Source organism: Streptomyces sp. NPDC088350, from assembly GCF_044753545.1.
GTDB lineage: Bacteria > Actinomycetota > Actinomycetes > Streptomycetales > Streptomycetaceae > Streptomyces.
This window is the reverse complement of sequence record NZ_JBIVNL010000005.1, coordinates 152,158-173,280: the sequence shown is the minus strand read 5'-3', so window position 1 is coordinate 173,280 and position 21,123 is coordinate 152,158. Positions and strand designations below refer to the sequence as shown.

Annotated in this window: 18 protein-coding genes; 7 read left to right on the top strand and 11 right to left on the bottom strand. The window is 71.9% G+C overall.

The features are described from left to right. Window positions 1-106: 106 nt before the first annotated feature. The 3 genes from ACIQBL_RS18655 to ACIQBL_RS18645 form a co-directional block, all read right to left on the bottom strand. Window positions 107-712, bottom strand: a complete 606-nt coding sequence (locus ACIQBL_RS18655; protein WP_401942915.1) for a hypothetical protein — start codon at window positions 710-712, stop codon at window positions 107-109. Window positions 713-891: 179 nt separating this feature from the next. Beyond that, window positions 892-1,716 (bottom strand): MOSC domain-containing protein, encoded by an 825-nt coding sequence (locus ACIQBL_RS18650; protein WP_401942912.1) that lies wholly within the window; start codon window positions 1,714-1,716, stop codon window positions 892-894. A 42-nt stretch (window positions 1,717-1,758) separates the two neighbouring features. Continuing rightward, window positions 1,759-2,193 carry a DUF6643 family protein gene (locus ACIQBL_RS18645; protein ID WP_401942909.1) on the bottom strand — a complete coding sequence of 145 codons (435 nt, stop codon included), beginning with the start codon at window positions 2,191-2,193 and terminating at the stop codon, window positions 1,759-1,761. Between the two features lie 298 nt (window positions 2,194-2,491). Here ACIQBL_RS18645 and ACIQBL_RS18640 point away from each other — a divergent pair, with 298 nt between their 5' ends. Continuing rightward, window positions 2,492-3,796: a TerD family protein gene (locus tag ACIQBL_RS18640; protein ID WP_401944028.1), complete on the top strand. Its 1,305-nt coding sequence runs from the start codon at window positions 2,492-2,494 to the stop codon at window positions 3,794-3,796. A 4-nt stretch (window positions 3,797-3,800) separates the two neighbouring features. Here ACIQBL_RS18640 and ACIQBL_RS18635 read toward each other — a convergent pair whose 3' ends face one another. Further along, window positions 3,801-4,967: a glycosyltransferase gene (locus ACIQBL_RS18635; RefSeq protein ID WP_401944026.1), complete on the bottom strand. Its 1,167-nt coding sequence runs from the start codon at window positions 4,965-4,967 to the stop codon at window positions 3,801-3,803. A gap of 69 nt (window positions 4,968-5,036) precedes the next feature. On the opposite strand from ACIQBL_RS18635, the gene ACIQBL_RS18630 reads away from it, so the two are divergent. Then, the gene (locus ACIQBL_RS18630) at window positions 5,037-5,822 is read left to right on the top strand and encodes a glutamate racemase (protein WP_401942907.1); all 786 of its coding nucleotides are present in this window, start codon (window positions 5,037-5,039) and stop codon (window positions 5,820-5,822) included. 106 nt (window positions 5,823-5,928) lie between these two features. Continuing rightward, the gene (locus ACIQBL_RS18625; protein WP_401942906.1) at window positions 5,929-6,474 is read left to right on the top strand and encodes a hypothetical protein; all 546 of its coding nucleotides are present in this window, start codon (window positions 5,929-5,931) and stop codon (window positions 6,472-6,474) included. Window positions 6,475-6,492: 18 nt separating this feature from the next. On the opposite strand, the gene ACIQBL_RS18620 is transcribed toward ACIQBL_RS18625, so the two are convergent. After that, entirely contained in the window at window positions 6,493-7,560 is a 1,068-nt protein-coding gene (locus tag ACIQBL_RS18620) for an O-antigen ligase family protein (protein WP_401944025.1), read from the bottom strand. A 235-nt stretch (window positions 7,561-7,795) separates the two neighbouring features. Between ACIQBL_RS18620 and lnt the strand changes: the two genes are divergently transcribed. The 4 genes from lnt to ACIQBL_RS18600 all read left to right on the top strand — a co-directional run bounded on the left by lnt (window position 7,796) and on the right by ACIQBL_RS18600 (window position 12,845). Beyond that, window positions 7,796-9,406, top strand: coding sequence for an apolipoprotein N-acyltransferase (gene lnt / locus ACIQBL_RS18615; RefSeq protein ID WP_401942904.1), 1,611 nt, complete (start codon window positions 7,796-7,798; stop codon window positions 9,404-9,406). A 77-nt stretch (window positions 9,407-9,483) separates the two neighbouring features. Beyond that, window positions 9,484-9,963: an NUDIX hydrolase gene (locus ACIQBL_RS18610; protein ID WP_401942901.1), complete on the top strand. Its 480-nt coding sequence runs from the start codon at window positions 9,484-9,486 to the stop codon at window positions 9,961-9,963. A 54-nt stretch (window positions 9,964-10,017) separates the two neighbouring features. Next, window positions 10,018-10,818: a 3-hydroxybutyrate dehydrogenase gene (locus tag ACIQBL_RS18605; protein ID WP_401942898.1), complete on the top strand. Its 801-nt coding sequence runs from the start codon at window positions 10,018-10,020 to the stop codon at window positions 10,816-10,818. A gap of 74 nt (window positions 10,819-10,892) precedes the next feature. Continuing rightward, window positions 10,893-12,845, top strand: coding sequence for a helix-turn-helix domain-containing protein (locus ACIQBL_RS18600; protein ID WP_401942895.1), 1,953 nt, complete (start codon window positions 10,893-10,895; stop codon window positions 12,843-12,845). A gap of 115 nt (window positions 12,846-12,960) precedes the next feature. Here ACIQBL_RS18600 and ACIQBL_RS18595 read toward each other — a convergent pair whose 3' ends face one another. The 6 genes from ACIQBL_RS18595 to ACIQBL_RS18570 form a co-directional block, all read right to left on the bottom strand. After that, window positions 12,961-14,517 (bottom strand): MFS transporter, encoded by a 1,557-nt coding sequence (locus ACIQBL_RS18595; RefSeq protein WP_401942893.1) that lies wholly within the window; start codon window positions 14,515-14,517, stop codon window positions 12,961-12,963. An 80-nt stretch (window positions 14,518-14,597) separates the two neighbouring features. Further along, a complete protein-coding gene (locus ACIQBL_RS18590; RefSeq protein WP_401942892.1) occupies window positions 14,598-15,953 on the bottom strand; it encodes an alpha/beta hydrolase in 1,356 nt (451 codons plus the stop codon). 197 nt (window positions 15,954-16,150) lie between these two features. Then, window positions 16,151-17,011, bottom strand: coding sequence for a PaaX family transcriptional regulator C-terminal domain-containing protein (locus tag ACIQBL_RS18585; RefSeq protein WP_401942889.1), 861 nt, complete (start codon window positions 17,009-17,011; stop codon window positions 16,151-16,153). 111 nt (window positions 17,012-17,122) lie between these two features. Beyond that, window positions 17,123-17,695: a hypothetical protein gene (locus tag ACIQBL_RS18580; protein WP_401942886.1), complete on the bottom strand. Its 573-nt coding sequence runs from the start codon at window positions 17,693-17,695 to the stop codon at window positions 17,123-17,125. A 211-nt stretch (window positions 17,696-17,906) separates the two neighbouring features. Further along, window positions 17,907-19,997: an NAD-dependent DNA ligase LigA gene (gene ligA, locus ACIQBL_RS18575; protein WP_401942884.1), complete on the bottom strand. Its 2,091-nt coding sequence runs from the start codon at window positions 19,995-19,997 to the stop codon at window positions 17,907-17,909. 106 nt (window positions 19,998-20,103) lie between these two features. Then, window positions 20,104-21,120, bottom strand: a complete 1,017-nt coding sequence (locus tag ACIQBL_RS18570; protein ID WP_401942882.1) for a response regulator transcription factor — start codon at window positions 21,118-21,120, stop codon at window positions 20,104-20,106. Window positions 21,121-21,123 lie beyond the last annotated feature (3 nt).

Here is a 21,123-nt window from a genome sequence, read left to right as displayed (position 1 = left end):
GGCGCTGCTGTGCCCCCACCTCGTGGTACGCGGGTTGATGCCGAAGCCTTCGCCGGTCCACCGTAGCGTGCGTGCGGGCGGTGGGTTGACCAGAGCCGGAAGGCTGTCAGCTGCCGGTGCCGGTCCGGCCCCAGTCCGGGCCCGCCCGCTCCCATGCCCGGTCCCAACGGGCGTACCTGCGGCGGACCATGCGCCACAGCACGAACCGTCGGCCGCTGTCGACGAGCCCGGCGGTCAGCAGCGCCGCACCGAACCCGGCGAGCACGGCGTGCGTGGTCGCCGTGGCCGAGTCCAGCGGGCGGGCCACTATGAGCCCGTGCTGGTCCGTCCAGAGCGTGAAGTGGTCGCCCTTGTGCGGGGTGTTGAGGCTCGCCATCACCGCGCCGTGCCGCGCGGTGCCGTCCGGGGCGGTCCAGTCGGCGAGGACCCGGCTGCGGACCTCCTGCGCGGTGGACGAGTCGGGGTCGGGCTCGAACTCGGCCCCCTTCAGCTTCTTGACCACCGTCGCCGTCACGATGTGCCGGTCCGCGCGCTGCTCCCGCACCGACCGCTGCAGGGCGTCCTGCGCGACGCTGCCGACGAGCGCGCCGAGCACGGGTGCGGCGACCAGGACCAGCAGCAGGACCGCGAGGGCCAGCCACGCCTCGACCAGATCGGTCGCGCGACGCAGTGGATTGCGCCGCCAGCGCCACAGACCCCTGATTGCTCCCACCGTCCCGCACCCCCTTCCCGCTCCGTGATAACCCCAGGCGCAGCCGTTCACGCGAGAGCGCCGTCGAAGAGAGAGCGAAATCACCTCTCACCGGGTCTCTCATGAACTTCTCACGGGATCTCAACGACCGGGCCCAGGGGGAGGGTTCCCGGCTCGCACCCCCATCGGCGCGACTCCGCCTACGCGAGAATCCGGACCGGATCACCGACGCGGATCGTGCCGGTGGACCGGGGCACCAGGTTCTGCCTGAAGACGAGCTTGCCGCCGATGCGCCGATGTCCTGCCAGGGTGCGCAGGGGCTCCTTGCCGCGCTCGGCGGTGTCCTGGTCGGTGGTGGTCACGACGCAGCGCCCGCACATCTTCGCGACGCGGAAGACGACCTCGCCGATCGCGACGCCCGACCAGTCGTCCTCGGCCCAGGCGGCGGTGCCCGCCACGACCACGTTGGGCCGGAACCGGTTCATGGGCAACGGCCCCTCGGCCGGGTAATCCCCTTGACTGATAAGGGAGTTGAGGGCTTCGAGGGAAGCCTCGGAGGTCAGCAGCAGTGGATAGCCGTCGGCGAAACCGACCGTCTCCCCGGGAAGCGCGAAGTCCGGGTCGACGGGCCGGCGCGTGGCGGGATCGTCCATGTGGACAAGACGGACGCCGAGGCCCAGATAGTCACTGCACCACGTATGCGCGGTGTCCCGCGCGGGCACCGCGTCCACCTTGGTACCGAAGATCTCCATCGCCACAGTGGCGGCCGGCTCCGGAACGGGCACGGTCAGCGGGTCACGGCCGGGCGCCGACAGACGAACGCCGCCGCCGGGCAGAAGCTCGGCGGCGGCCAGTGCCAGACGCGGGTGCTCGCGTTGCGTGACGACCTTTCCCCCGCCGTCGATCAGCGCCCAGCGTCGGTCACCGGCCAGCCCCCAAGGCTCCACGAGAGCCTCCCGGGGCGAGAAGCCCCGGAGTGCCTTGACCGGATGAACGTGGATCGACCGCAGCTCCGCATTCCCCATCGCTCCATCGTGCCAGGCGGCACCGACAACGCAGGGTGAGGATCAGTAACCGCGGTACTGCTGGTTGTTGTACGGGTCCTGCTGGTACGGAGCCGGGGCCGGGCGGGGAGCCGCCGGACGCATCGCCTCGTAACCGGCCGGAGCCGCCATCGGGCGCGGCTGCTGTTGCTGCTGGCCCGGGTAGCCGCGCGGCGGGGCCTGCTGCGGGATGTACGCGGCGGGCGCCTGCTGCAGCGGGGCGGGCTGCTGAGCCTGCGGATAGCCGCCGTAGGAAGCCTGCGACGGACCCGCCGGGAGGGCGGGCAGTGCCGACGGGAGCGCCGGCAGGTTGCTCCCCGGCATGTCGTAGGCGGCGGGGACCCGGATCGGAGCGATCTGCGGGGTCCCCCGCTCGGCCACGAGGGAGTCGTAGATCGGAGTGTCCGGGAAGGAGGCGGAGTAATAGCCGCCGCCATAAGTGGAGCGGGGGGAGGTCATGGCACATAAGTTAAGCCCACGATGTGGTGGTTGGGGAGACCGATTAGAGGGTTGTTTTCCGTGTCGGCAGCGGCATGGGATCCCCAATGCGAGCGAACTTGTCAAAAAAGGGCATCGATCGGTGTTCTGATCGTGTAAAGGCCGAGTTCCCGGCGGGTTACCAGCGGTTGGCGACCGGTCTTGTCGCGCCCCTGATGGGCGTTGGCGGCCCCGGGGAATAGGTTGTCCGGGTAGACACCCGATGGGCTGCCGGGGCGTGTCCTGGCACGGTGACACGTGAGGGGGGGCAGACATGTCGATGCCCAAGGGATCGAATGTTCCGGTGCCGACGACGGCACTGCGCGTCGAGTTGGGCTGGCGGCCCGGACCCGGCGTCCCCGACGCGGACGCCTCGGCCCTGCTGCTGGTGGACGGAAAGGTCCGCTCCGACGGCGACTTCGTCTTTTACAACCAGCCGGCGCACTCCTCCGGAGCGGTCCGACACGAGGGCAAGGGCAACACCGGCGGGTGGGTGACCGACACCCTGCTCGTCGACCTCGCGCGCGTGGAGGCCGCCGTCGAGCGCATCGTCCTCGCCGCCTCCGCCGACGGAGGAACGTTTGGCCGGGTTCCTGATCTGTACATCGAGGTCCGTGACGCCGTACAGAACACCGCGGTCGCCCGCTTCGACAGCACCGGTGCCACCGTTGAGACCGCCTTCGTGCTGGGCGAGTTCTACCGCCGCCAGGGCGCCTGGAAGTTCCGGGCCGTCGGCCAGGGCTACGACAGCGGACTCGAAGGCCTGGCGACCGACTTCGGCATCACCGTCGACGAGCCGCAGCAGACGGCACCGGCGGCCACCCTGCCGCCGCCTCCAGGGCCGCCGGTGAACCTGCCGCCTCCCTCCGGGATGCCCGTGAACCTGCCCCCGCCCATGCCCCCGGCCCCTCCCGCGGCCCCGCCGTCGCCCCCTCCCGCCACCCCCGTCCGGCTGACCAAGGTCACGCTCACCAAGGCGGCCCCCTCGGTCTCGCTGACCAAGCAGGGCGGCACCTCGGGCGCCCTGCGCGTGAACCTCAACTGGGAGGTGCGCAAGCAGTTCTCCGGCTGGGGCAGCAAACGCGGCCGGGCGGTCGCGATGCACGCGGACCTCGACCTCGACCTGTGCGCCCTGTACGAACTCGCCGACGGCCGCAAGGGCGTCGTCCAGGCCCTCGGCAACGCCTACGGCTCCGTGCAGCGGCCCCCGTACATCCATCTCGACGGCGACGACCGCACCGGCGCGTCGGCGAGCGGCGAGAACCTCACCGTCAACCTCGACCACATCAAGGACTTCCGGCGCATCCTCGTCTTCGTGACCATCTACGAAGGCGCCCGCTCCTTCGCCGACCTGCACGCCACGGTCACTCTCCAGCCGCAGCACGGCGCCGCGATCGACTTCTCGCTCGACGAGTGCACGGTCCCCTCCACGGTGTGCGCGCTCGCCCTGATCACCAACACCGGGGGAGACCTCGTCGTCCAGCGCGAGGCCCGCTACCTCGTCCCCGACCGCGGGGTGAGCCCGCAGCGGACCGTCGACCGCGTCTACGGGTGGGGCATGAACTGGACCCCGGGTCGCAAGTGAGCGCTCAGCTCTCGTCGCCGACGACGGCGTCCGGACGCGCGTAGGTGCGGCCCTTCCAGGCCGCACCGCGTCCCCTGTAGTGCTGCACCGCGGAATCGACGGTCATCAGGAGGTACAGAAACGCGGTGAACGGCAACAGAGGAGCGAGCCACAGCGGCTGCCCGTAGTAGCGGAGCATCGGGACGTACGTCCCCGTCATCACCAGCCACGCGAGGCCGCCGAGGACCGTCGCCGACGTACTCCCCGCGGCCAGACCCACGAACAGGGCCACCGGTGGCACGAGGTACACCAGCGCCAGGCCGAGGACGGTGCCCAGGAGCAGCAGGGGGTTGTGCCGCAGTTGCGCGTACGCGCTGCGCGAGACCATCCGCCACAGGTCGTGCAGCCGCGGATACGGGCGCACGCTGTCCACCCGCTCTGCGAGCCCCAGCCAGATGTGCCCCCCGCCGCCCTTGACCGCACGTGCGAGTGCCACGTCGTCGATCACCGCGTGCCGGATGACGTCCGGGATCCGCGCCCGCGCGGCCGTCTCCGCACGCAGCAGGACGCAGCCGCCCGCCGCCGCTGCCGTCCGGGCACCCTTCCGGCCGATCCGGCGGAACGGATACAGCTGCGCGAAGAAATAGACGAACGCCGGCACCACCAGCCGCTCCCACAGGCTCTCCACGCGCAGCCGGGCCATCAGCGACACGGCGTCGAAGCCGCCGGTGCGGGCCGCAGCCACCAACTCCCGCAGGCTGTCCGGAGCATGCGCGATGTCCGCGTCCGTCAGGAGGAGATATTCGGGCCCACGCGCGCGTGCCAGACCGATGCCGTGTCGTACGGCCCACAGCTTGCCCGTCCACCCGGCGGGCGGTTCGCCGGGGGAGTCCACGGTCAGCGGCAGCCCGCCGTGCTTCCGCGCCAGCTCGCGGGCCAGTTCACCGGTGCCGTCCGAACTGCCGTCGTCGACAAGGAAGATCTCCGCCCGCCCGGGATAGTCCTGGGAGAGGAGCGACGGCAGGCTCTCGGGGAGCACGGCGGCCTCGTCGCGGGCGGGGACGACCACGCAGACCGGCGGCCAGTCGTCCGGGTCGGTGCGGGCCGGCAGCCTGATGTCCGTGCGCCAGAAGAAGCCCTGGCAGAGCAGGAGCCACAGCCAGGCGGCGAGTGATACGGCGGCGGTCCACACGATGGCGCTCACGGCGGCAGTCTGCCCCAAGGGACCGGATCCACAGAGGCCATCGTCTATCGTGGCCGGGTGAAGATCGCGCTCATGGACTCCGGAATCGGTCTGCTGGCAGCCACCGCAGCGGTACGGCGGGTGCGCCCCGACGCGGATCTCGTGCTCTCCCTGGACCCCGAGGGCATGCCCTATGGGCCGCGGACACCCGAAGACGTCACCCAGCGCGCGCTGGCCGTCGCCGAGGCCGCCGCCGCGTACCGGCCCGACGCCCTGATCATCGGGTGCAACACCGTGACCGTGCACGCCCTCACGGCCCTGCGCGACCGTCTGGAGCCCGGCATCCCGGTCATCGGCACGGTCCCGGCGATCAAGCCGGCCGCCGCCGGAGGCACGCCCTTCGCGATCTGGGCGACGCCCGCCACCACCGGCAGCCCCTACCAGCGCGGCCTCATCGAGGACTTCGCCGACGGTGTGCCGGTGACCGAGGTCCCGTGCTGGGGACTGGCCGAGGCCGTGGAGTACGGGGACGAGGCGGCCATCGACGCCGCCGTCGCCGCAGCCGCCGAGTTCACCCCCGACGATGTAACGACCGTCGTCCTGGGCTGCACCCATTACGAGTTGGTCGCCGAACGCATCCGTGCCGCCGTACAGCGCCCCGACCGGCCGCCGCTCGTCCTGCACGGCTCCGCCGACGCGGTGGCCGCCCAGGCGCTGCGCCGGATCGGTGAGAAACCCGCACCCGAGGCGCTGGCGGACGGCACCCTGACGGTGCTCCTGAACGGTCGTGAGGGCGCGCTGCCCGCCGCCGCGTCGACCTACGCCGAGGGCAGGCTGATGCGGGCCGTCGCCCCGGCCCACTGACCACCGGCGACGAAGTGGACCCCGCGCGTCCGCCGTGCCGTCGCGCACAACGGTCACCCTCCGCAACGCGGTACCCGCGCAGCGAAACCTGAGTAGTCTCGTAGGCATGAGGGACCACCCCCGCGACGAAACCATCCCGCAGACCGAGATCTGGACCGGCCGCGCGACGAACCGGTTCCAGTGGCTGCTGGCGCTCGGCGGTGCCGCCTGCATGGCGCTGGGCATCGAGCTGGCCGTGGACTCCGCCTGGACGTCCGGCGTCGCCCCGCTCGCCATGTCCGTCGTCGGCTGCATCGCGGCCGGACTGCTCATGCTGTTCGGCACGCTCGCGTTCGTGCACGTCGCCCTGAAGGTCGACACGGAGTCCCTCGAAGTGCGCTGCGGTCACATCGGTGTGCCGCGCCGCCGCATTCCCCTCGCGAGCGTCGCGGGCGCCGAGTTCGCCCCGCACGTCACCCCGCGTCAGTGGGGCGGCTGGGGCTACCGCTGGCGGCCCGAGAAGGGCACCGCCGTCGTCGTACGGCGTGGCGAGGGCATCGTGCTGCGGTTGTGGGACGGACACACGTTCACGATCACCGTGGACAACGCGGAGGCGGCCGTACGGATCATCACGGACCGGCTGGCGCCGCCCACGTCCGGCGCGGTGCGCTGACGCCCCTTCCGTCGCTCCTCACGGGGCCAGGCGGTCGCCACGCGTGCGTGCGTCCGACGCGGTGCGCGAGGAGTCGTCGGCGAGCGGACGGGCCGTGGCCAGTCCGGCCAGGAAACCGGCGCCGACGGACACCGAGGTGAAGCTCAGCGCGTTCCCGACCGAGGCGATCAGCGCCAGACCCGTCAGCGCGGCGCCCGCCGACAGCGCGATCGGGGTGGAGCGCGGAGTACGCCACAGGGCGTGGAGCACCCAGCAGAAGGCCGCCGCCAGCAGGAGCACGCCGACGACTCCCTGCTCGGCCGCCATCTGAAGCGGCGCGGAGTGCGGCTTGCCGTCCGGCAGCAGGGCGTCGGCCGCCGCGCTGCTCAGCTCCCCGAAGCGGCCAGGGCCCACGCCCAGGGCGGAATCCTGATGCGCCATGTGCAGGGCGTCCTGCCACAGCTGGACCCGGTGCGCGGTCAGCCGGCCCTCCAGGGACGCGGTCAGCCCCTCCGGGAGCACGTTCCCGGCGATGGCCCAGGTCGCCCCGGTCACCAGCGCCGTGGCCAGGCCCAGACCCGCGACACCGAGACCTCGGTGCCGCACCTGGCCGGCGGCGAGCGAGGACAGTAGTACGGCCGTACAGGTGACGAATCCCGTGATCGAGCCCAGGACCGCCGCGGTGACCGTGATCCCGGCGGCCAGCAGCCGCAGCGCGAGCCGTAGAACCGGGGCCGAGGCGGCCCACGCGGAGCAGCACGCGGAACCGACGGCCAGGGTCAGCAGGGCCGCGGTCGCGCCGGCATCGCCGAGCGGGACGGCGAACTGGGGGCCCGGGGCGAGATGCGGTTCGGCCAGCGCCGTACCGAGCCCGGCGAGCGCACCGACGCAGGGCGCGGCGACCGGCACCAGCGCCCCGGAGATCCGCCCCGACGCGTAACCGGCGGAGACCGCGAGGACCGCGAGCAGCACCCCCTCGGGCCGGCCGTCGTGCATGGCGGCGGTGATCAGCGACCACGCGGCACACGCCCCGAGCACGGCGACACCCGCCGCATCCGAAACGTTTCGTCTTTCACTGTCGGCATCCGGACCGGTCGCCGACGCCATCCCCGTGGAACCCACCCCGCCGCCCCCCGAACCCGGCCGCCCCCGACCAGTGACGGCCCCGGCCGTCCTGGCCTGGACCGACCGCACGACAGGGGCTCCGGCACACCGTAACGGCTGATGACCGATTTGTGGACGAGTTGCGCAGGAACGATGCGGCTGCGGCCCGGTCCAGTGCCCTGGGCTGCCATCCGGACCGTGCTGTCGGCGCCAAGGTCAACCGCCGTACACTCCCGGAGTGACCGTCACCGCAACTTCCGTGGACGCGTCGGACCAGCTGGAGCCAGAGGCCGCGCCCGTATCGCGCCTCGCCCGGCTCGTCCGTCTGGTTCCGGCCGCCGTAGCCGCACTCTCCGGAGTGCTGCTCTACGTCAGTTTCCCGCCCCGCACCCTGTGGTGGCTGGCGCTGCCCGCCTTCGCCTGCTTCGGGTGGGTGCTGCGCGGCCGCAGCTGGAAGGCGGGCCTCGGACTCGGCTACCTCTTCGGCCTCGGCTTCCTGCTGCCGCTGCTGGTGTGGACCGGCGTCGAGGTCGGCCCGGTGCCCTGGATCGCCCTGGTCGTGGTCGAGGCGATCTTCGTCGCCCTGGTCGGCGCGGGCATCACCGCGGTGTCGAAGCTGCCCGCCTGGCCGGTCTGGGCGGCGGCGCTGTGGATCGCCGGTGAGGCGGTACGCGCGCGTGTCCCCTTCCACGGCTTCCCCTGGGGCAAGATCGCCTTCGGTCAGGCGGACGGCGTCTTCCTGCCGCTCGCCGCGGCGGGCGGCACCCCGGTCCTCGGCTTCGGGGTCGTCCTGTGCGGCTTCGGCCTGTACGAGGTCGTCCGGCTGGTCCTGGAGGGGCGGCGCGCCCGTGTGGTACGGCGGTCCGCCGCGGCCGTGGCCCTGCTGAGCGTGGCCGTACCGGTGGTGGGCGCGGTGGCGGCGCGTTCCTTGGTGAGCGACAAGGCCGAGGACGGCACGACGACCGTCGCGCTCATCCAGGGCAACGTCCCGCGCGCGGGGCTGGAGTTCAACGCCCAGCGGCGTGCCGTACTCGACTACCACGTCAAGGAGACGCTGCGGCTGGCCGCGAAGGTGAAGGCGGGCAAGGTCGCCAAGCCCGACGTGGTGCTGTGGCCGGAGAACTCCTCCGACGTCGATCCGTTCGCCGACGCACAGGCGTACACGGACATCGACGCGGCGGCCAAGGCGATCGGCGCGCCCATCTCGGTCGGCGGTGTCGTCGAGCGGGACGGCAAGCTCTACAACGAACAGATCCTCTGGGACCCGGTGAAGGGCCCGACCAGCGCCTACGACAAGCGGCAGATCCAGCCGTTCGGCGAGTACCTGCCGATGCGCTCGCTCCTCGGGGCGATCAACAAGAACTGGACCAGCATGGTCCGCCAGGACTTCAGCCGGGGCACCAAGCCGGGTGTGTTCACCATGAACGGCGCCAAGATCGGCCTGGTCACCTGCTACGAGGCCGCCTTCGACTGGGCCGTGCGCTCCGAGGTCACCGACGGCGCCCAGCTGATCTCCGTGCCGAGCAACAACGCCACCTTCGACCGCAGCGAGATGACCTACCAGCAGCTCGCCATGTCCCGGGTGCGCGCCGTCGAGCACAGCCGGACCGTCACGGTCCCGGTGACCAGTGGCGTCAGCGCGATCATCATGCCGGACGGGAGGATCACGCAGAAGACCGGCATGTTCGTCGCCGACTCCCTGGTCCAGAAGGTGCCGCTGCGCTCCTCGGAGACACCGGCCACCAGGCTCGGCATCCTGCCCGAGATCGCCCTGGTGCTGGTCGCCGCGGGCGGTCTCGGCTGGGCGATCGGCGCGGGTGTGCGCAGGCGGCGCGCGGGCGACGTGTAACCGTACGCCCGTTGTACGCCCGCCGCGCGCACGGTAGTTCGTGGAATGGCCATGGATCGTCCCGTTAGGGTCGGTGCATGGCTACCCCTGACTTCATCCGTACGATCCGGGCCTCCGCGGGGCATCAACTGCTGTGGCTTCCCGGAGTGAGCGCCGTTGTCTTCGACGACGCGGGCCGTGTCCTGCTCGGCAAGCGGTCGGACAACCACGAGTGGGCCCTGCCCTCCGGCATTCCCGAGCCCGGCGAACAGCCCGCCGTCTGCGCGGTGCGCGAAGTGTTCGAGGAGACGGCCGTCGAGTGCGTGGCGGAACGGATCGTCATGGTCAAGGCCGGCGGGCCGATCAGCTATCCCAACGGCGACGCCTGCCAGTTCATGGACATCACTCTCCAGTGCCGGGCCGTCGGTGGTGCGGCGGCCGTGAACGACGACGAGTCGTTGGAGGTCGGCTGGTTCGAACTGGACGCGCTGCCCGAACTCAGCGATCACCAGCTGTTCCGGATCAAGCAGGCCCTGGCTGATGCACCCACATGGTTTGACACCACGAGTTCCGACTGAAGTATGGGTGCAGCCCATATGTGGCGGGGCGGGGGCGCTGTCTAGGGTCGACACATGACCGTGCCCCACGCCCTCCCGGGTTCCCACACCGGCCTCCTCGACCTCAGCGGCCGTACCGCTCTGGTCACCGGTGCCGCCGGCGGTATCGGCCGCGCCTGCACGCTGCGGCTGGCCGCTGCCGGGGCCAAGGTCAGAGCGGTCGACCTGGACGCCCCGGGACTGGCGGCGCTCGCCGAGCAGGCCCGGGACTGCGCGGGCACTGTCGAGCCGCATGTACTCGACCTCACCGACTTGGACGCCGCCGAGCACGCCGCCACTGGCACGGACGTCCTGGTGAACAACGCGGGGCTGCAACTGGTGCGCCCCATCGAGGAGTTCCCGCCCGAGGTCTTCCACACGGTGCTCACCGTGATGCTGGAGGCACCCTTCCGACTCATTCGCGGCGCGCTGCCCCACATGTACGGGCAGGGCTGGGGCCGGATCGTCAATGTGTCCTCCGTCCATGGGCTGCGCGCCTCCGCCTTCAAGTCCGCGTATGTGGCCGCCAAACATGGACTGGAGGGACTCTCCAAGACCGCCGCCCTCGAAGGCGCACCCCATGGCGTCACCTCGAACTGTGTGAACCCCGCCTATGTGCGCACCCCCCTGGTCGAGCGGCAGCTCACCGACCAGGCACGGGCGCACGGCATCCCCGAGGAGCGGGTACTGACCGAGGTGCTGCTTCAGGACAGCGCGGTCAAACGGCTCATCGAACCCGAGGAGGTCGCCGAGGCGGTCGCCTATCTGTGCGGCCCGCACGCGTCCTTCGTGACCGGTACCTCGCTGGTCATGGACGGCGGGTGGACCGCGCATTGAACGCTGCCGCGCGGGCGACGTCGAGTTGTCCACAGGCCGGACCGGCCGACCCGGCGATGGGGAATCCTGTGGGCATGTCCAGCGATCACGCGCAGTCCGCCGAGCGCTCCGCCACCGTCACCGGTGCCGCAGCGCGACCGAGCAGTGCCGAGGTGCCGTTCCTCGAGCTGCTGGCCCGGGGAGCTTCCACCGACGCCTACGAGCAGCCGGTGCTGCGCGCCCGCGCCGAGGGAAGACCGGCCGAGCTGATCGCCGGGCTCGAACACGCCAAGTCGCTCGCGCTGCGCGTGCGTTCGGAGCTGGAGGGACGCCGACGGCGTGAGGCCGAGCTGTCCGCGCTCTTCGAGACGGCCCACGACCTCGCCGGTCTGCGCGACCTGGACGCCCTACTGCAGGCGATCGTCCAGCGCGCCCGGTCGCTGCTCGGCACCGACATCGCCTACCTCAGCCTCAACGACCCGGCCAGGGGCGACACCTATATGCGGGTGACCGAGGGGTCGGTCGCGGCCCGCTTCCAGCAACTGCGCCTGGGCATGGGGGAGGGGCTCGGCGGACTCGTGGCCCAGACGGCACGGCCGTACGTCACCGACGACTACTTCAAGGACGACCGTTTCCAGCACACCCTCACCATCGACTCCGGTGTACGGGACGAGGGGCTGGTGGCGATCCTCGGGGTGCCGCTGATGCTCGGGCACCGCGTCATCGGGGTGTTGTTCGCCGCTGACCGGCGGGCGCGGGTCTTCCAGCGGGAGCAGATCGCGCTGCTCGGCTCCTTCGCCGCGCTCGCCGCGGCGGCCATCGACACCGCGCACCTGCTCACCGAGACCCGCGCGGCCCTCGCCGGTCTGGAGCGCGCCCACGAGATCATCCAGGACCGCAGCGGAGTCATCGAGCGCGCCTCCGACGTCCACGACCGGCTCGCCGAACTCGTGCTGCGCGGCGGCGGGGTCCACGACGTGGCCGCCGCCGTCTCCCAAGTCCTCGACGGACTCGTCGAGTTCACCGAGACCGACACCACACCCACGACAGCACTGGAGGCGTCCCGTACCGAGGGACACGCGGTGCGCCACCGGGACGACTGGATCGCCGCCGTGGCCGCCGGAGGCGAACTGCTCGGCGCGCTCGTGCTGCGCGGACACCCCGGACTCGACCCCGTCGACCAACGCACCCTGGAACGCGCCGCGATGGTCACCTCCCTGCTGCTGCTCGCCCGCAGATCGGCCGCCGAGGCCGAACAACGCGTCCGCGGCGAGCTGTTGGACGACCTGCTCGACGCCCGCGACCGAGACCCGCGCCTGCTGCGGGAGCGCGCGTCCCGGCTGCATGCCGACCTGTATTCCACCCATGTCGTGCTCGCCGCCCGGCTCGACGGCACGGCAGCCGACGCCGAGCAGGAGGCCGCCGTGCGCAGACGCCTGTGGTCGGCCGCCTCGCATCTCGCCGGAACCCGGCAGGGACTGGCCGCCGCCCGCGACGGCGGGACCGTCCTGCTGCTGCCCCTCGGCCCCGGCGACACCGCCACGGACCTGGCCCGGCGCACCGCCGCCCACCTGGGAGCGGCGGTCCACGAAGCGGTCACCGTCGGCGCCTCCGCCCCCGTCGAGAAGCTCGCCGACCAGCCGGACGCCGTGGCCGCCGCCTACGAAGAGGGGCGCCGCTGCCTCGACGCACTGCGTCTGCTGGGCCGTTCCGGGGACGGAGCCGCCGCCGAGGACTTCGGCTTCCTCGGACTGCTCCTCGCCGGGGACCGCGACATCGGCGGCTTCGTGGAGCGGACCATCGGCCAGGTCGTGCGCTACGACGAGCGGCGCGGCACCGATCTGCTGCGCACCCTCGACGCCTACTTCGCCTGTGCCATGAGTCCCGCCCGGACCAAGGACGACCTGCACGTCCACGTCAACACCGTGGCTCAGCGGCTGGAGCGCGTGGGCAGGCTCCTCGGCGAGGACTGGCAGGACCCGGGCCGCGCCCTGGAGATCCAACTCGCCCTGAGACTACGACGGTTGGCGGCCCCGACGCGACGGTGACCCTCGTACGCGCGAGGCGTACGAGGGTCGGCGGGCGGTGCGGTGATCAGGTGGGTACGTGAGGGCACACGGTAGGAAGCGGCACGTCAGCGGCACATGCGGTGGGGCGGAGCTGTCAGGAGGGGGAAGCCTTGTGGCCGCGGAGGGCGATCAGGGCCAGCAGCGCGGAGAACAGTGCGGCCGAGCCGCAGACCACGAAGCCGATCGAGTAGCCGTGTCCGAGGGCTTCCATGGCGAGTGGGTGCAGGTCGGCCAGCTTCGGTGACGCGGCCGAGGCGCCGTTCACCGCGAGGGGGCCGCCCTCTTCCAGTACGGCCGTGCCCGCGCCCTTCAGCGCCTGCGGCAGGGCCGAGTCGTGCAGGGAGGCGGAGAAGCTGCCGGCCGCGCGGCTCAGGGCGACGGCGCCGATGATCGCGGGGCCGAGGGTGAATCCGAAGTCGCGCAGGAGGTTGGTGGTGGCGCTGGCCATGCCGGCCAGGTGCGTCGGCACGGTGTTGACGGCCGTCGCCGTGATCGACGAGACGGTGATCGCGAAGCCCAGGCCGACCAGACCGAGCGGCAGGACGAGTGAGGTGAAGGCCGTGTCGGTGATCGGGAGAGTGGCGGCCCAGTAGTCGCCCACCGCGATCAACAGCAGCCCCGCGCCCAGCAGCAGCCCCGGTGCGACGGTGCGCAGCAGCCGTTCCGTCAGCGGCAGCATCACCAGCGTCATGCCGTTGAGCAGGACGAAGGCCAGGGCCGTCCGCATGGGGGCCTGGTCCTGCACCGGGCCGAGCCGGATGCTGACGGAGTAGGCGGTGCCCAGGAAGGCGAACATGCCCACCACGGCCACGACCGAGGCGACGGCGAAGGCGCGGTTGCCGAACAGATCCAGGCGCAGGAGCGGGGACTTGGCGTGTTTCTCGGCCAGCACGAAGGCGCCGAGGAACACGGCCGCCAGGACGAAGGCGATGACGATCGTGGGCGAGGCCCAACCGTCCGTCGGGCCCTGGATGATGGCGTAGAGAAGGGCGAACAGGCCGAGGCCGATGGTGAGTTGGCCCGCGATGTCGAGTGAACGGCCCTCGGAGGCGCTGGAGTTGACGGCGAACAGGGCGCTGACGGCGACGCTCGCCACGGCGACGACGGCGACCACGACGAACGACCAGCGCCACGAGCCGTAGGTCGCGGTCACGCCGCCGAGCAGCGGGGCGATGAATCCGCCGGCGGAGAGCAGGGCCGCCCACAGGGCGATGACCCGGGCGCGCTGCGCGGGCGAGGTGGTGCCTGCGGCCAGGATGGCCAGGGAGGTGGGGAACAGGGCGGCGGCGCCCAGGCCTGCCAGGGCCTGTCCGGTCCAGAGTTGGTGGATGCCGGAGGAGGTGGCGCTGACCACCTCGCCCACCGCCAGCAGCGCAGCGCCGCCGACCAGCAGCCGCTTGCGGCCGAAGAGGTCGCCGAGCAGGCCGAAGGTCAGCTCCAGGACGGCGACCGGGAGCAGGAACGCGTCGGATATCCAGGTGAGTTGGGAGCCGACCGGGTGCAGGTCGGACTGGAAAAGCCCGTTGAGCGTGGCCGGTATGGCCAGCCCGATTTGCGCGAGGCAGACGGCGAGGAGACCGGCGATCAGGGTGCCGGTGGACAGGCCGGGGCCGGTGGCGGTTCTGGTGGAGGGCTCGGTCGTCGTTGACATGGAGGGCTCCTGAGGTACGCAGGACGGGGACGGGGAGGGGACGGGGAAGAGGGCAGGGACTCGGAGAGGGCGGTTCCGGGTCAGCGGGTGCCGGACAGACGGCTCGGCCGGTAGTCGGTGAAGGCGGCACCGTCGAGGCCCAACTCGTCGGCTCCGTGCTGGAGTTGGGCGGCGGTGGCGGAGTCGCCCCAGTGCCCGGTGTCCAGCCGGTGTTCCACGGCGTGCAGACCGGCGACCACTTCGGCGGTGGTGAAGTTGCAGTGGCTCTGGCGGGCCACGTACGCCTGGCGCAGCAGTGCGGAGTCACCGGCCCTGCGCACCCGTGCGGCGAAGGCCGACTCCTGTTCCACGGGCACCAGTTGGTCGGCGATGGTGTGGATGTCCAGCAGCGGAACGGCCAGTCCCTGTCCGGCGGTCGAGGTCTGCTTCAGGTGCGCCACGGCCTTGGGGTCGGCTGTGATGTCCGCGCCGCGGGTGAGGTGGTTCAGGTCGGCGCGCAGGTCGAGTCCGGCGTCGCGGTAGAGGGACTCGACCTGCTTGGCGTGGGTGGACTCGCGCAGCAGTCCGGTGTAGTCGACGCCCTTGTTCCAGGAGGTGTTGCCGTCGGCGGACTGCTCCACGGACCAGCGCGCCGGGACGATGAAGTGGAGCAGGCCCTGTGCCAGCCATGCGTACTGCTGCTGCTCCTGGCCCGCGAAGTCGCCGCGGGCGGGCGGCTGTTGGCCGGGTGCCCAGTCGGCCAGGTTGAGGTAGGCGCCGGCCAGGGCGATCCGGGCGCGTCCCGTCGGGGTCTGCTGTGCGGCTTCCACCGCATTCGTGAGCCGGTCGGCGAGGGCGCCGCCGGCGGCCTGGCTGTCCAGGTTCACCAGGGCGTCGGCGTCGGCCGGGTCGAAGAACGTGGCCAGGGTGTACTCGGCGTCGAGCTGGTAGTTGTCCAGATCGACACCGCCCGCGACCAGACCGCACAGGCCGAGCGCACCGTCGACGCGTCCGGCGCCGTCGCGGGCGATCCGGGCGTTGACGAGGCCGCCCATCGACTGGCCCACCGAGATGACCCGGGTCGGTGTGCCGACCTGTCGGCGGAAGGCGGTGAGCGCGGCGAACTGGTCCCGCTCGGCCGAATCGAGCGCCCACATCGAGCCGTTCGGGTCGTAGGAGGAGCCGGTGAGGGCGTAGCCGGCGTCCAGCAGGGCCTGGCGCGCGCCGGGTGAGGGGGCGTCGGCAGCGGTCGTAGGTCCGAAGCCGTGGCTGAACAGCAGCAGGGTGCCGTTCCACCGTGCGGGTGTTTCCGCGATCCAGGTGGCGCCGTCGGACAGCGTGCCGGAGTACTGGGCGGCGGTCGAGCCGGCGTGGGCGCCGGTCGCCGGACCGAGCAGGGCGGTCGCGAGGGCGGTCGCGCAGGCTGCGGCGAGGGTGGAGAAACGGGGTCGGGGCATGACGGCGGCTCCGCGAGTCGTGTCGGGACCGAGTGGGGGAGCGAGCTGAAGAGCGGCGAGCTGGAGCGACGAGCTGGAAGAGCGCTGCGAATGTAGGGCTCTTTTTTCACTGCCGTCAATAGACTGACCAATAATGAGGCGGACGGGTCCACCGATGGGCGTGCGGGGTCCCGGAGTCCGGCGTGCGGGGGTGTGGGTCAGTCCAGCGTCAGGGTGTCCAGCAGGCGGGCCGCCGCGCGCGCCGCCGGGCGCTCCCAGCGGCTGGCCAGGCCGCGGAAGACGGTCTCCGCCTGCGCGGCGGGCCAGTCTCCTGGAAGGTGCTCGGCGGGCAGATGCGGGTCGCGTCGCACCAGGTCCAACCAATCGGTGTGCAACAGGAGTTGACCCGCGAGTTCGTCGCCGGAGGCCGCCGCGGGGAGCGGGTCGGTGCGGTCCCAGCGCTCCAGGAACGCCCGGTACCGCGCGCCGATGGCCGGCACGTCGAACGCCTGCTCAAGCACCTCGCGGACATCGGTGGGCGACTCGACCTCGGCCCGGAACACCCGCAGATACGGCTCCAGGCCGAGGCCGGCCACCATCTCGCGGACGTCGACGCGCGCCGGGGCCACCCACAGGCCGTTCTGCAGGGGGCCGAAGCCCGCCCAGATCAGGCGGGAGCGCAGATCGTGCCGTTCGCGGCTCCACGCCTCGGGCAGTGAGAAGCCCACCATCGTCCACCGACCGTCCCAGTCCCGGTTCACCGCGCCGGTGCGCCAGATACGGTCCCTGCCGTCCGTCAGCACCTGGACGGCGTGCGGTGTCAGCCCGAAGTACGTCTTCCGGCCCTGGCGGCGCCGCTCCAGCAGATCGCGTTTGACCATGCGGTTCAGGGTGGTCCGCACCGCCTCCTCGGAACTGCCCGATCTCCCGAGAGCGTCGATCACACTGCCCGACGACACGGCGACGGGCCGCCCCAGCACATGAACGCCGAAGAAGGTCAGCATCAGGGACTGGGTGCGCGGCTCGGGGCCGCTCTCGGCGGCCGGTTGGGCGGCGACATCGACACTGGTCACCGGCACAGCGTAGGCCTGGGGGTGGGGGAGCGGATCCCCTGGTCCAGGAACTGTGTCATCTCTGTAACGGCGATCGGATATCAGCCGAGGTTCGGCCGGCGGGGTGGGTACCGCTGCTCAGAGGGCGAATGCCTCGGTCAGACGCAGGTTGTAGCCGTCCTCTTCCATCAGGACGACCGTGACGCCGAACGGGGAAGGATGGTCCAGTTCGAGGGGAGTGAAGGCGTAGTCGACCGCGGCCTGGACGGGCGGCAGCAGTTTGCCGTCGGGCTGCGGAGCCGGGGCCGGCTGCCAGACCGGTTCGACCGGTGCCGAGCCCTCGGCGCTTTCGCCCAGCGCACCTTCGGTGTAGGGGAACTGGTGGAGCGTATGGCCGTCCTTCGTGGCGTGCACCATGTTCAGACAGGGCGACGGGCCGTCGACCGGCAGTTCGCTGATGGTGGCCACGTCCTGGGTCTCCCAGGCGAGGACGACCTCGTCGGCGCCGGCCGCCGCCGCGATGTTCGAGAGCGACGCGATCGCGGTGAGCGCGTCCCGGCCGGGCTCGACCGGGCGCAGCCAGATCAGACCGACCAACTCGCCCCGCACCAGCGGCATGATGACCGGGCGGGGCACGGCGCCGTCCCTGAGACCCGCGACGTACGCGCTCTTCATCGACTCCGTCAGCGCGTCGAACGTACGCGTGTCCATGAACTCCCCATCCGCAGCGGCTGTGTGGCGTCCATTCTGCCCCTGCCGCCGAGTGCGGGAGACCCCTCCTCGGAGTGAAAGAGGCCCCGGCTGGACGGGGGAGACCAGCCGGGGCCGTACATGGTGGCGTGCAGCCACATGAGAGGAACGGGCAACCCCCGCCCGTTGTTCCCGCCCGCACCCCACCGGCGACTGTGAGCTGCGGAACACCTCAGTCGAGGTAGTCGGCGATCAGGGTCGCGAACTCGTCGGGGGTGGCGAGACGGATGCCGAGGGTCTCGGCCTTGGCGCGCTTGGAGCCCGCGTTGTCGCCGGCGACGACCAGGGTGGTCTTCTTGGAGACGCTGGAGGAGGAGCGCCCGCCCGCGCGTTCGACGAGTTCGTTCATCTGGTTGCGGCTGAGCTTCTCCAGGGGGCCGGTCATCGCGCCGGTGACGACCACGGTCATCCCGGCGAGCGGCCCGCCGGCCGTGACTGCGGTTTCCGTAGGGCCAGTTGCGGCGTCGTCGGTCGTGGCAGCGGGCGGGGTCGCGCCGGGCTCGGTCATGTTGACCCCGGCCGCGGCCAGCTTGTCGATCAGCGGGGCCAGGTCCGCGAGTTCGGCGACGATCGAGGGGGCCTTCTCGGTGCCGATGCCCTCGACCCGCTGCATCGCCTCCGCGTCGGCGGCACGGATGCTGTCCATCGTGGCGAAGTGGCGGGCGATACGGCGGGACATGGAGCGGCCGGTGCCGCGCACGCCGAGTGCGCACAGCACCCGTGACAGCGGTTGGCCCTTGGCCGTGCCGATCGCGGCGAGGAGGTTGTCGGTGCTGGTCTCGCCCATCCGCTCCAGGCCCAGGAGTTGCTCGCGGGTGAGGGCGAACAGGTCGGCGAGATCGGCGACCAGGCCGGCGTCGACGAGCTGGACGACGCGGGTGTGGCCCAGGCCCTCGATGTCGAGCTGGTCGCGGCCGGTGGCGTAGGACAGGGCGGCGACCAGATGGCAGTTGCGGCCCTGCTCGCAGCGCCACCGCAGTTCACTGCTGTCGATGCCGGAGCCGCAGCGCGGGCACACCTCGGGGAACACGATGGGCTGTTCGTCGCCGGTGCGCAGATGCGCGACCGGCGCTTCGATGCGGGGGATGACGTCACCGGCGCGGTGGACCATGACGTGGTCGCCCAGGCGCAGGTCGCGGCGGGTGATGTCGCCCGGGTTGTGCAGGGTGGCGTAGGTGATGGTCGCCCCGTCGATCTCGACCGGTTCCAGGACGGCGCGCGGGGCGATGATGCCGGTGCGGCCCACGTTCCACTCCACCTCCAGCAGCCGGGTGATCTTCTCCACGGCGGGCAGCTTGTACGCGATCGCCCAGCGCGGGGCCCGCGAGCCCGATCCGGCGGCCCGCTGGTCGGCGGCCAGGTCGGCCTTGATGACGATCCCGTCGATCCCGAACGGCAACGCGGCCCGCAGCGCGGCGATCTCCCGCACCCGGGCCAGCACCTCCTCGACGGTGTCGGCGGTGACGCCGGGCACGGGAGTGGTGGCCGTGGTGTTGATCCCGTAGGCGGCGGCCTGGGTCATGAGGTCGCTGTGCGCGAGTTCGACGAGGCGCGCCGCGAGACCGGCCTCGGTGTCGGCGAGGGGGAGCAGGCCGTAGCCGAAGAACGTCATCGGCACCGTGTAGGCACGCTCCTTGGCGCGCAGGGTGCCCGCCGCCGCGCCGCGCGGGTTGGCGAACGGCTGCCCGCCGTGCGCGGTGCGCACCTCGTTGCCGTGCTCGAACTGGGCGGTGGTCATGAGGACTTCGCCGCGCACCTCGACGGTGACCGGCTCCGCCAGCTCCTGCGGCAGGCCCTCGATGGTGCCGATGGCGTGGGTGACGTCCTCCCCGGCCGTGCCGTCGCCGCGGGTGATGAGCCGGGTGAGCCGGCCGCGGGTGTAGCGGGCCGCGATCGCCAGGCCGTCCAGCTTCGGCTCCACACTGAACCGTGCGACCTCGTGGTCGGTTCTTCGGGCCAGCGAGGCGGTCCAGGCGGTGAACTCCTCCGCCGAGAACACGTTGTCCAGGCTCAGCATCGCCACCGTGTGCGGGACATCGCCCTCGACCGCGCCGCCGGCGACCTTCCCGGTCGGGGACTCGGGCAGGACCTGGTCGGGATTCGCGGCCTCCCACGCGGCGATACCGCGCACCAGCCGGTCGTAGGAGTCGTCGTCCAGCGCGGAGGTGCCGGCCGCGTAGTAGGCGGCCGACGCCTTCACCGCGTCCTCGACCGCCTGCGCGTAGGCGGCGGCATCCACGATCACAGCTGCAGGAGTTGTCATGACTCTCATCCTGCCCGCCACCACTGACAACGGCTCGGGCGTGAGGCGACTGTCGGCGGGCCGAAGCGGTGGCGCCCACAGGATGGCTCCGGCAGTAGAGGTTCCCCTACACCCACCCCCGCTGCGCCGCCCGCATCCCCAGCTGGAAACGGCTCGCCGCGCCCAGCCGCTCCTGCAGATCGCTGACCCGGCGGCGCAGGGTCCGCAGGCTCACGCCCAGGTGACGGGCCACCGCCTCGTCCTTCATCCCGGCGGCGAGCAGCCGGGCCAACGTCCGCTCGCCGTCACTGAGTTCACCGTCGGCGACGGGCTGGCCGAGGGGTGTCGCCTGCTGCCAGGCCAGTTCGAAGAGCCGTTGCAGGGCGTCGGTGACCGCCGAGTGCCGGATGACGACCGAGCAGTAGCCGCCCGCCGCCGCGGCCGTCAGCGGCAGCATCGCGCGACGGCCGTCGACCACCAGCAGTTTGACCGGCACCGCGGGCAACACCCGCGCCTGTTCCCCGAGTTCGACCATCTTCCAGGCGTGGTAGAGGACGTCGGGGTCCTCCAGCGCGGTGGCCGCGTACACCGTGCGAAAGCCGACACCGCGGTTCAGCAGCTCCGTCTGGAGGTCCAACTGCGGGGTGCGCGGGGCGAGATACGGGGGAGTGTCGAAGATGCACACCTCGTGCTCGGCGCGCGCGTACAGCTCCTCAAGACGGGCCGAGTTGGCGCCCTCGCCCGACACGACGTCGAGCAGCCGGGACGGGTCCTCGCGCAGCAGCCCCGCCTCGTACACCGTCGCCATCTCCTCGGCGGTGGCGGCGAGCAGTTCCGACTCGGTCTCCCGGCGGCGGATCAGGGCGCGGATCGCCACGCGCGGGTCGACGGCCCGTAACCCGCCCATGGAATCCGGGAGTTGGAGCAGCCCGAGTGCGAGCAGCCGGTCGCAGGCCTCGTCCACCCGGCCCGGGGTGGTGCCGGTGAGCACCGCCCAGCCGGCCCGGTCCGCGTCGGGCTGGTGGAGGATCGTCTGGTAGAGGAGTTCGTCGAAGGCGGAGACCCCCACCGCGGCCCAGGGGCTCGCGGCGGGGGTCGGTCGGGGTGCCGAGTGGGTGGCCAGGTCGGGTGCCGTGTTCGCCATGGC

What these genes read in the sequence shown, in the direction of transcription:
- ACIQBL_RS18570 (WP_401942882.1), bottom strand. Translation starts at nt 21,120, where the DNA reads ATGGCGAACACGGCACCCGACCTGGCCACCCACTCGGCACCCCGACCG.
- ACIQBL_RS18645 (WP_401942909.1), bottom strand. Translation starts at nt 2,193, where the DNA reads ATGACCTCCCCCCGCTCCACTTATGGCGGCGGCTATTACTCCGCCTCC.
- ACIQBL_RS18620 (WP_401944025.1), bottom strand. Translation starts at nt 7,560, where the DNA reads ATGGCGTCGGCGACCGGTCCGGATGCCGACAGTGAAAGACGAAACGTT.
- ligA (WP_401942884.1), bottom strand. Translation starts at nt 19,997, where the DNA reads ATGACAACTCCTGCAGCTGTGATCGTGGATGCCGCCGCCTACGCGCAG.
- ACIQBL_RS18590 (WP_401942892.1), bottom strand. Translation starts at nt 15,953, where the DNA reads ATGCCCCGACCCCGTTTCTCCACCCTCGCCGCAGCCTGCGCGACCGCC.
- ACIQBL_RS18580 (WP_401942886.1), bottom strand. Translation starts at nt 17,695, where the DNA reads ATGGACACGCGTACGTTCGACGCGCTGACGGAGTCGATGAAGAGCGCG.
- ACIQBL_RS18610 (WP_401942901.1), top strand. Translation starts at nt 9,484, where the DNA reads ATGGCTACCCCTGACTTCATCCGTACGATCCGGGCCTCCGCGGGGCAT.
- ACIQBL_RS18650 (WP_401942912.1), bottom strand. Translation starts at nt 1,716, where the DNA reads ATGGGGAATGCGGAGCTGCGGTCGATCCACGTTCATCCGGTCAAGGCA.
- ACIQBL_RS18625 (WP_401942906.1), top strand. Translation starts at nt 5,929, where the DNA reads ATGAGGGACCACCCCCGCGACGAAACCATCCCGCAGACCGAGATCTGG.
- ACIQBL_RS18595 (WP_401942893.1), bottom strand. Translation starts at nt 14,517, where the DNA reads ATGTCAACGACGACCGAGCCCTCCACCAGAACCGCCACCGGCCCCGGC.
- ACIQBL_RS18600 (WP_401942895.1), top strand. Translation starts at nt 10,893, where the DNA reads ATGTCCAGCGATCACGCGCAGTCCGCCGAGCGCTCCGCCACCGTCACC.
- ACIQBL_RS18605 (WP_401942898.1), top strand. Translation starts at nt 10,018, where the DNA reads ATGACCGTGCCCCACGCCCTCCCGGGTTCCCACACCGGCCTCCTCGAC.
- ACIQBL_RS18640 (WP_401944028.1), top strand. Translation starts at nt 2,492, where the DNA reads ATGCCCAAGGGATCGAATGTTCCGGTGCCGACGACGGCACTGCGCGTC.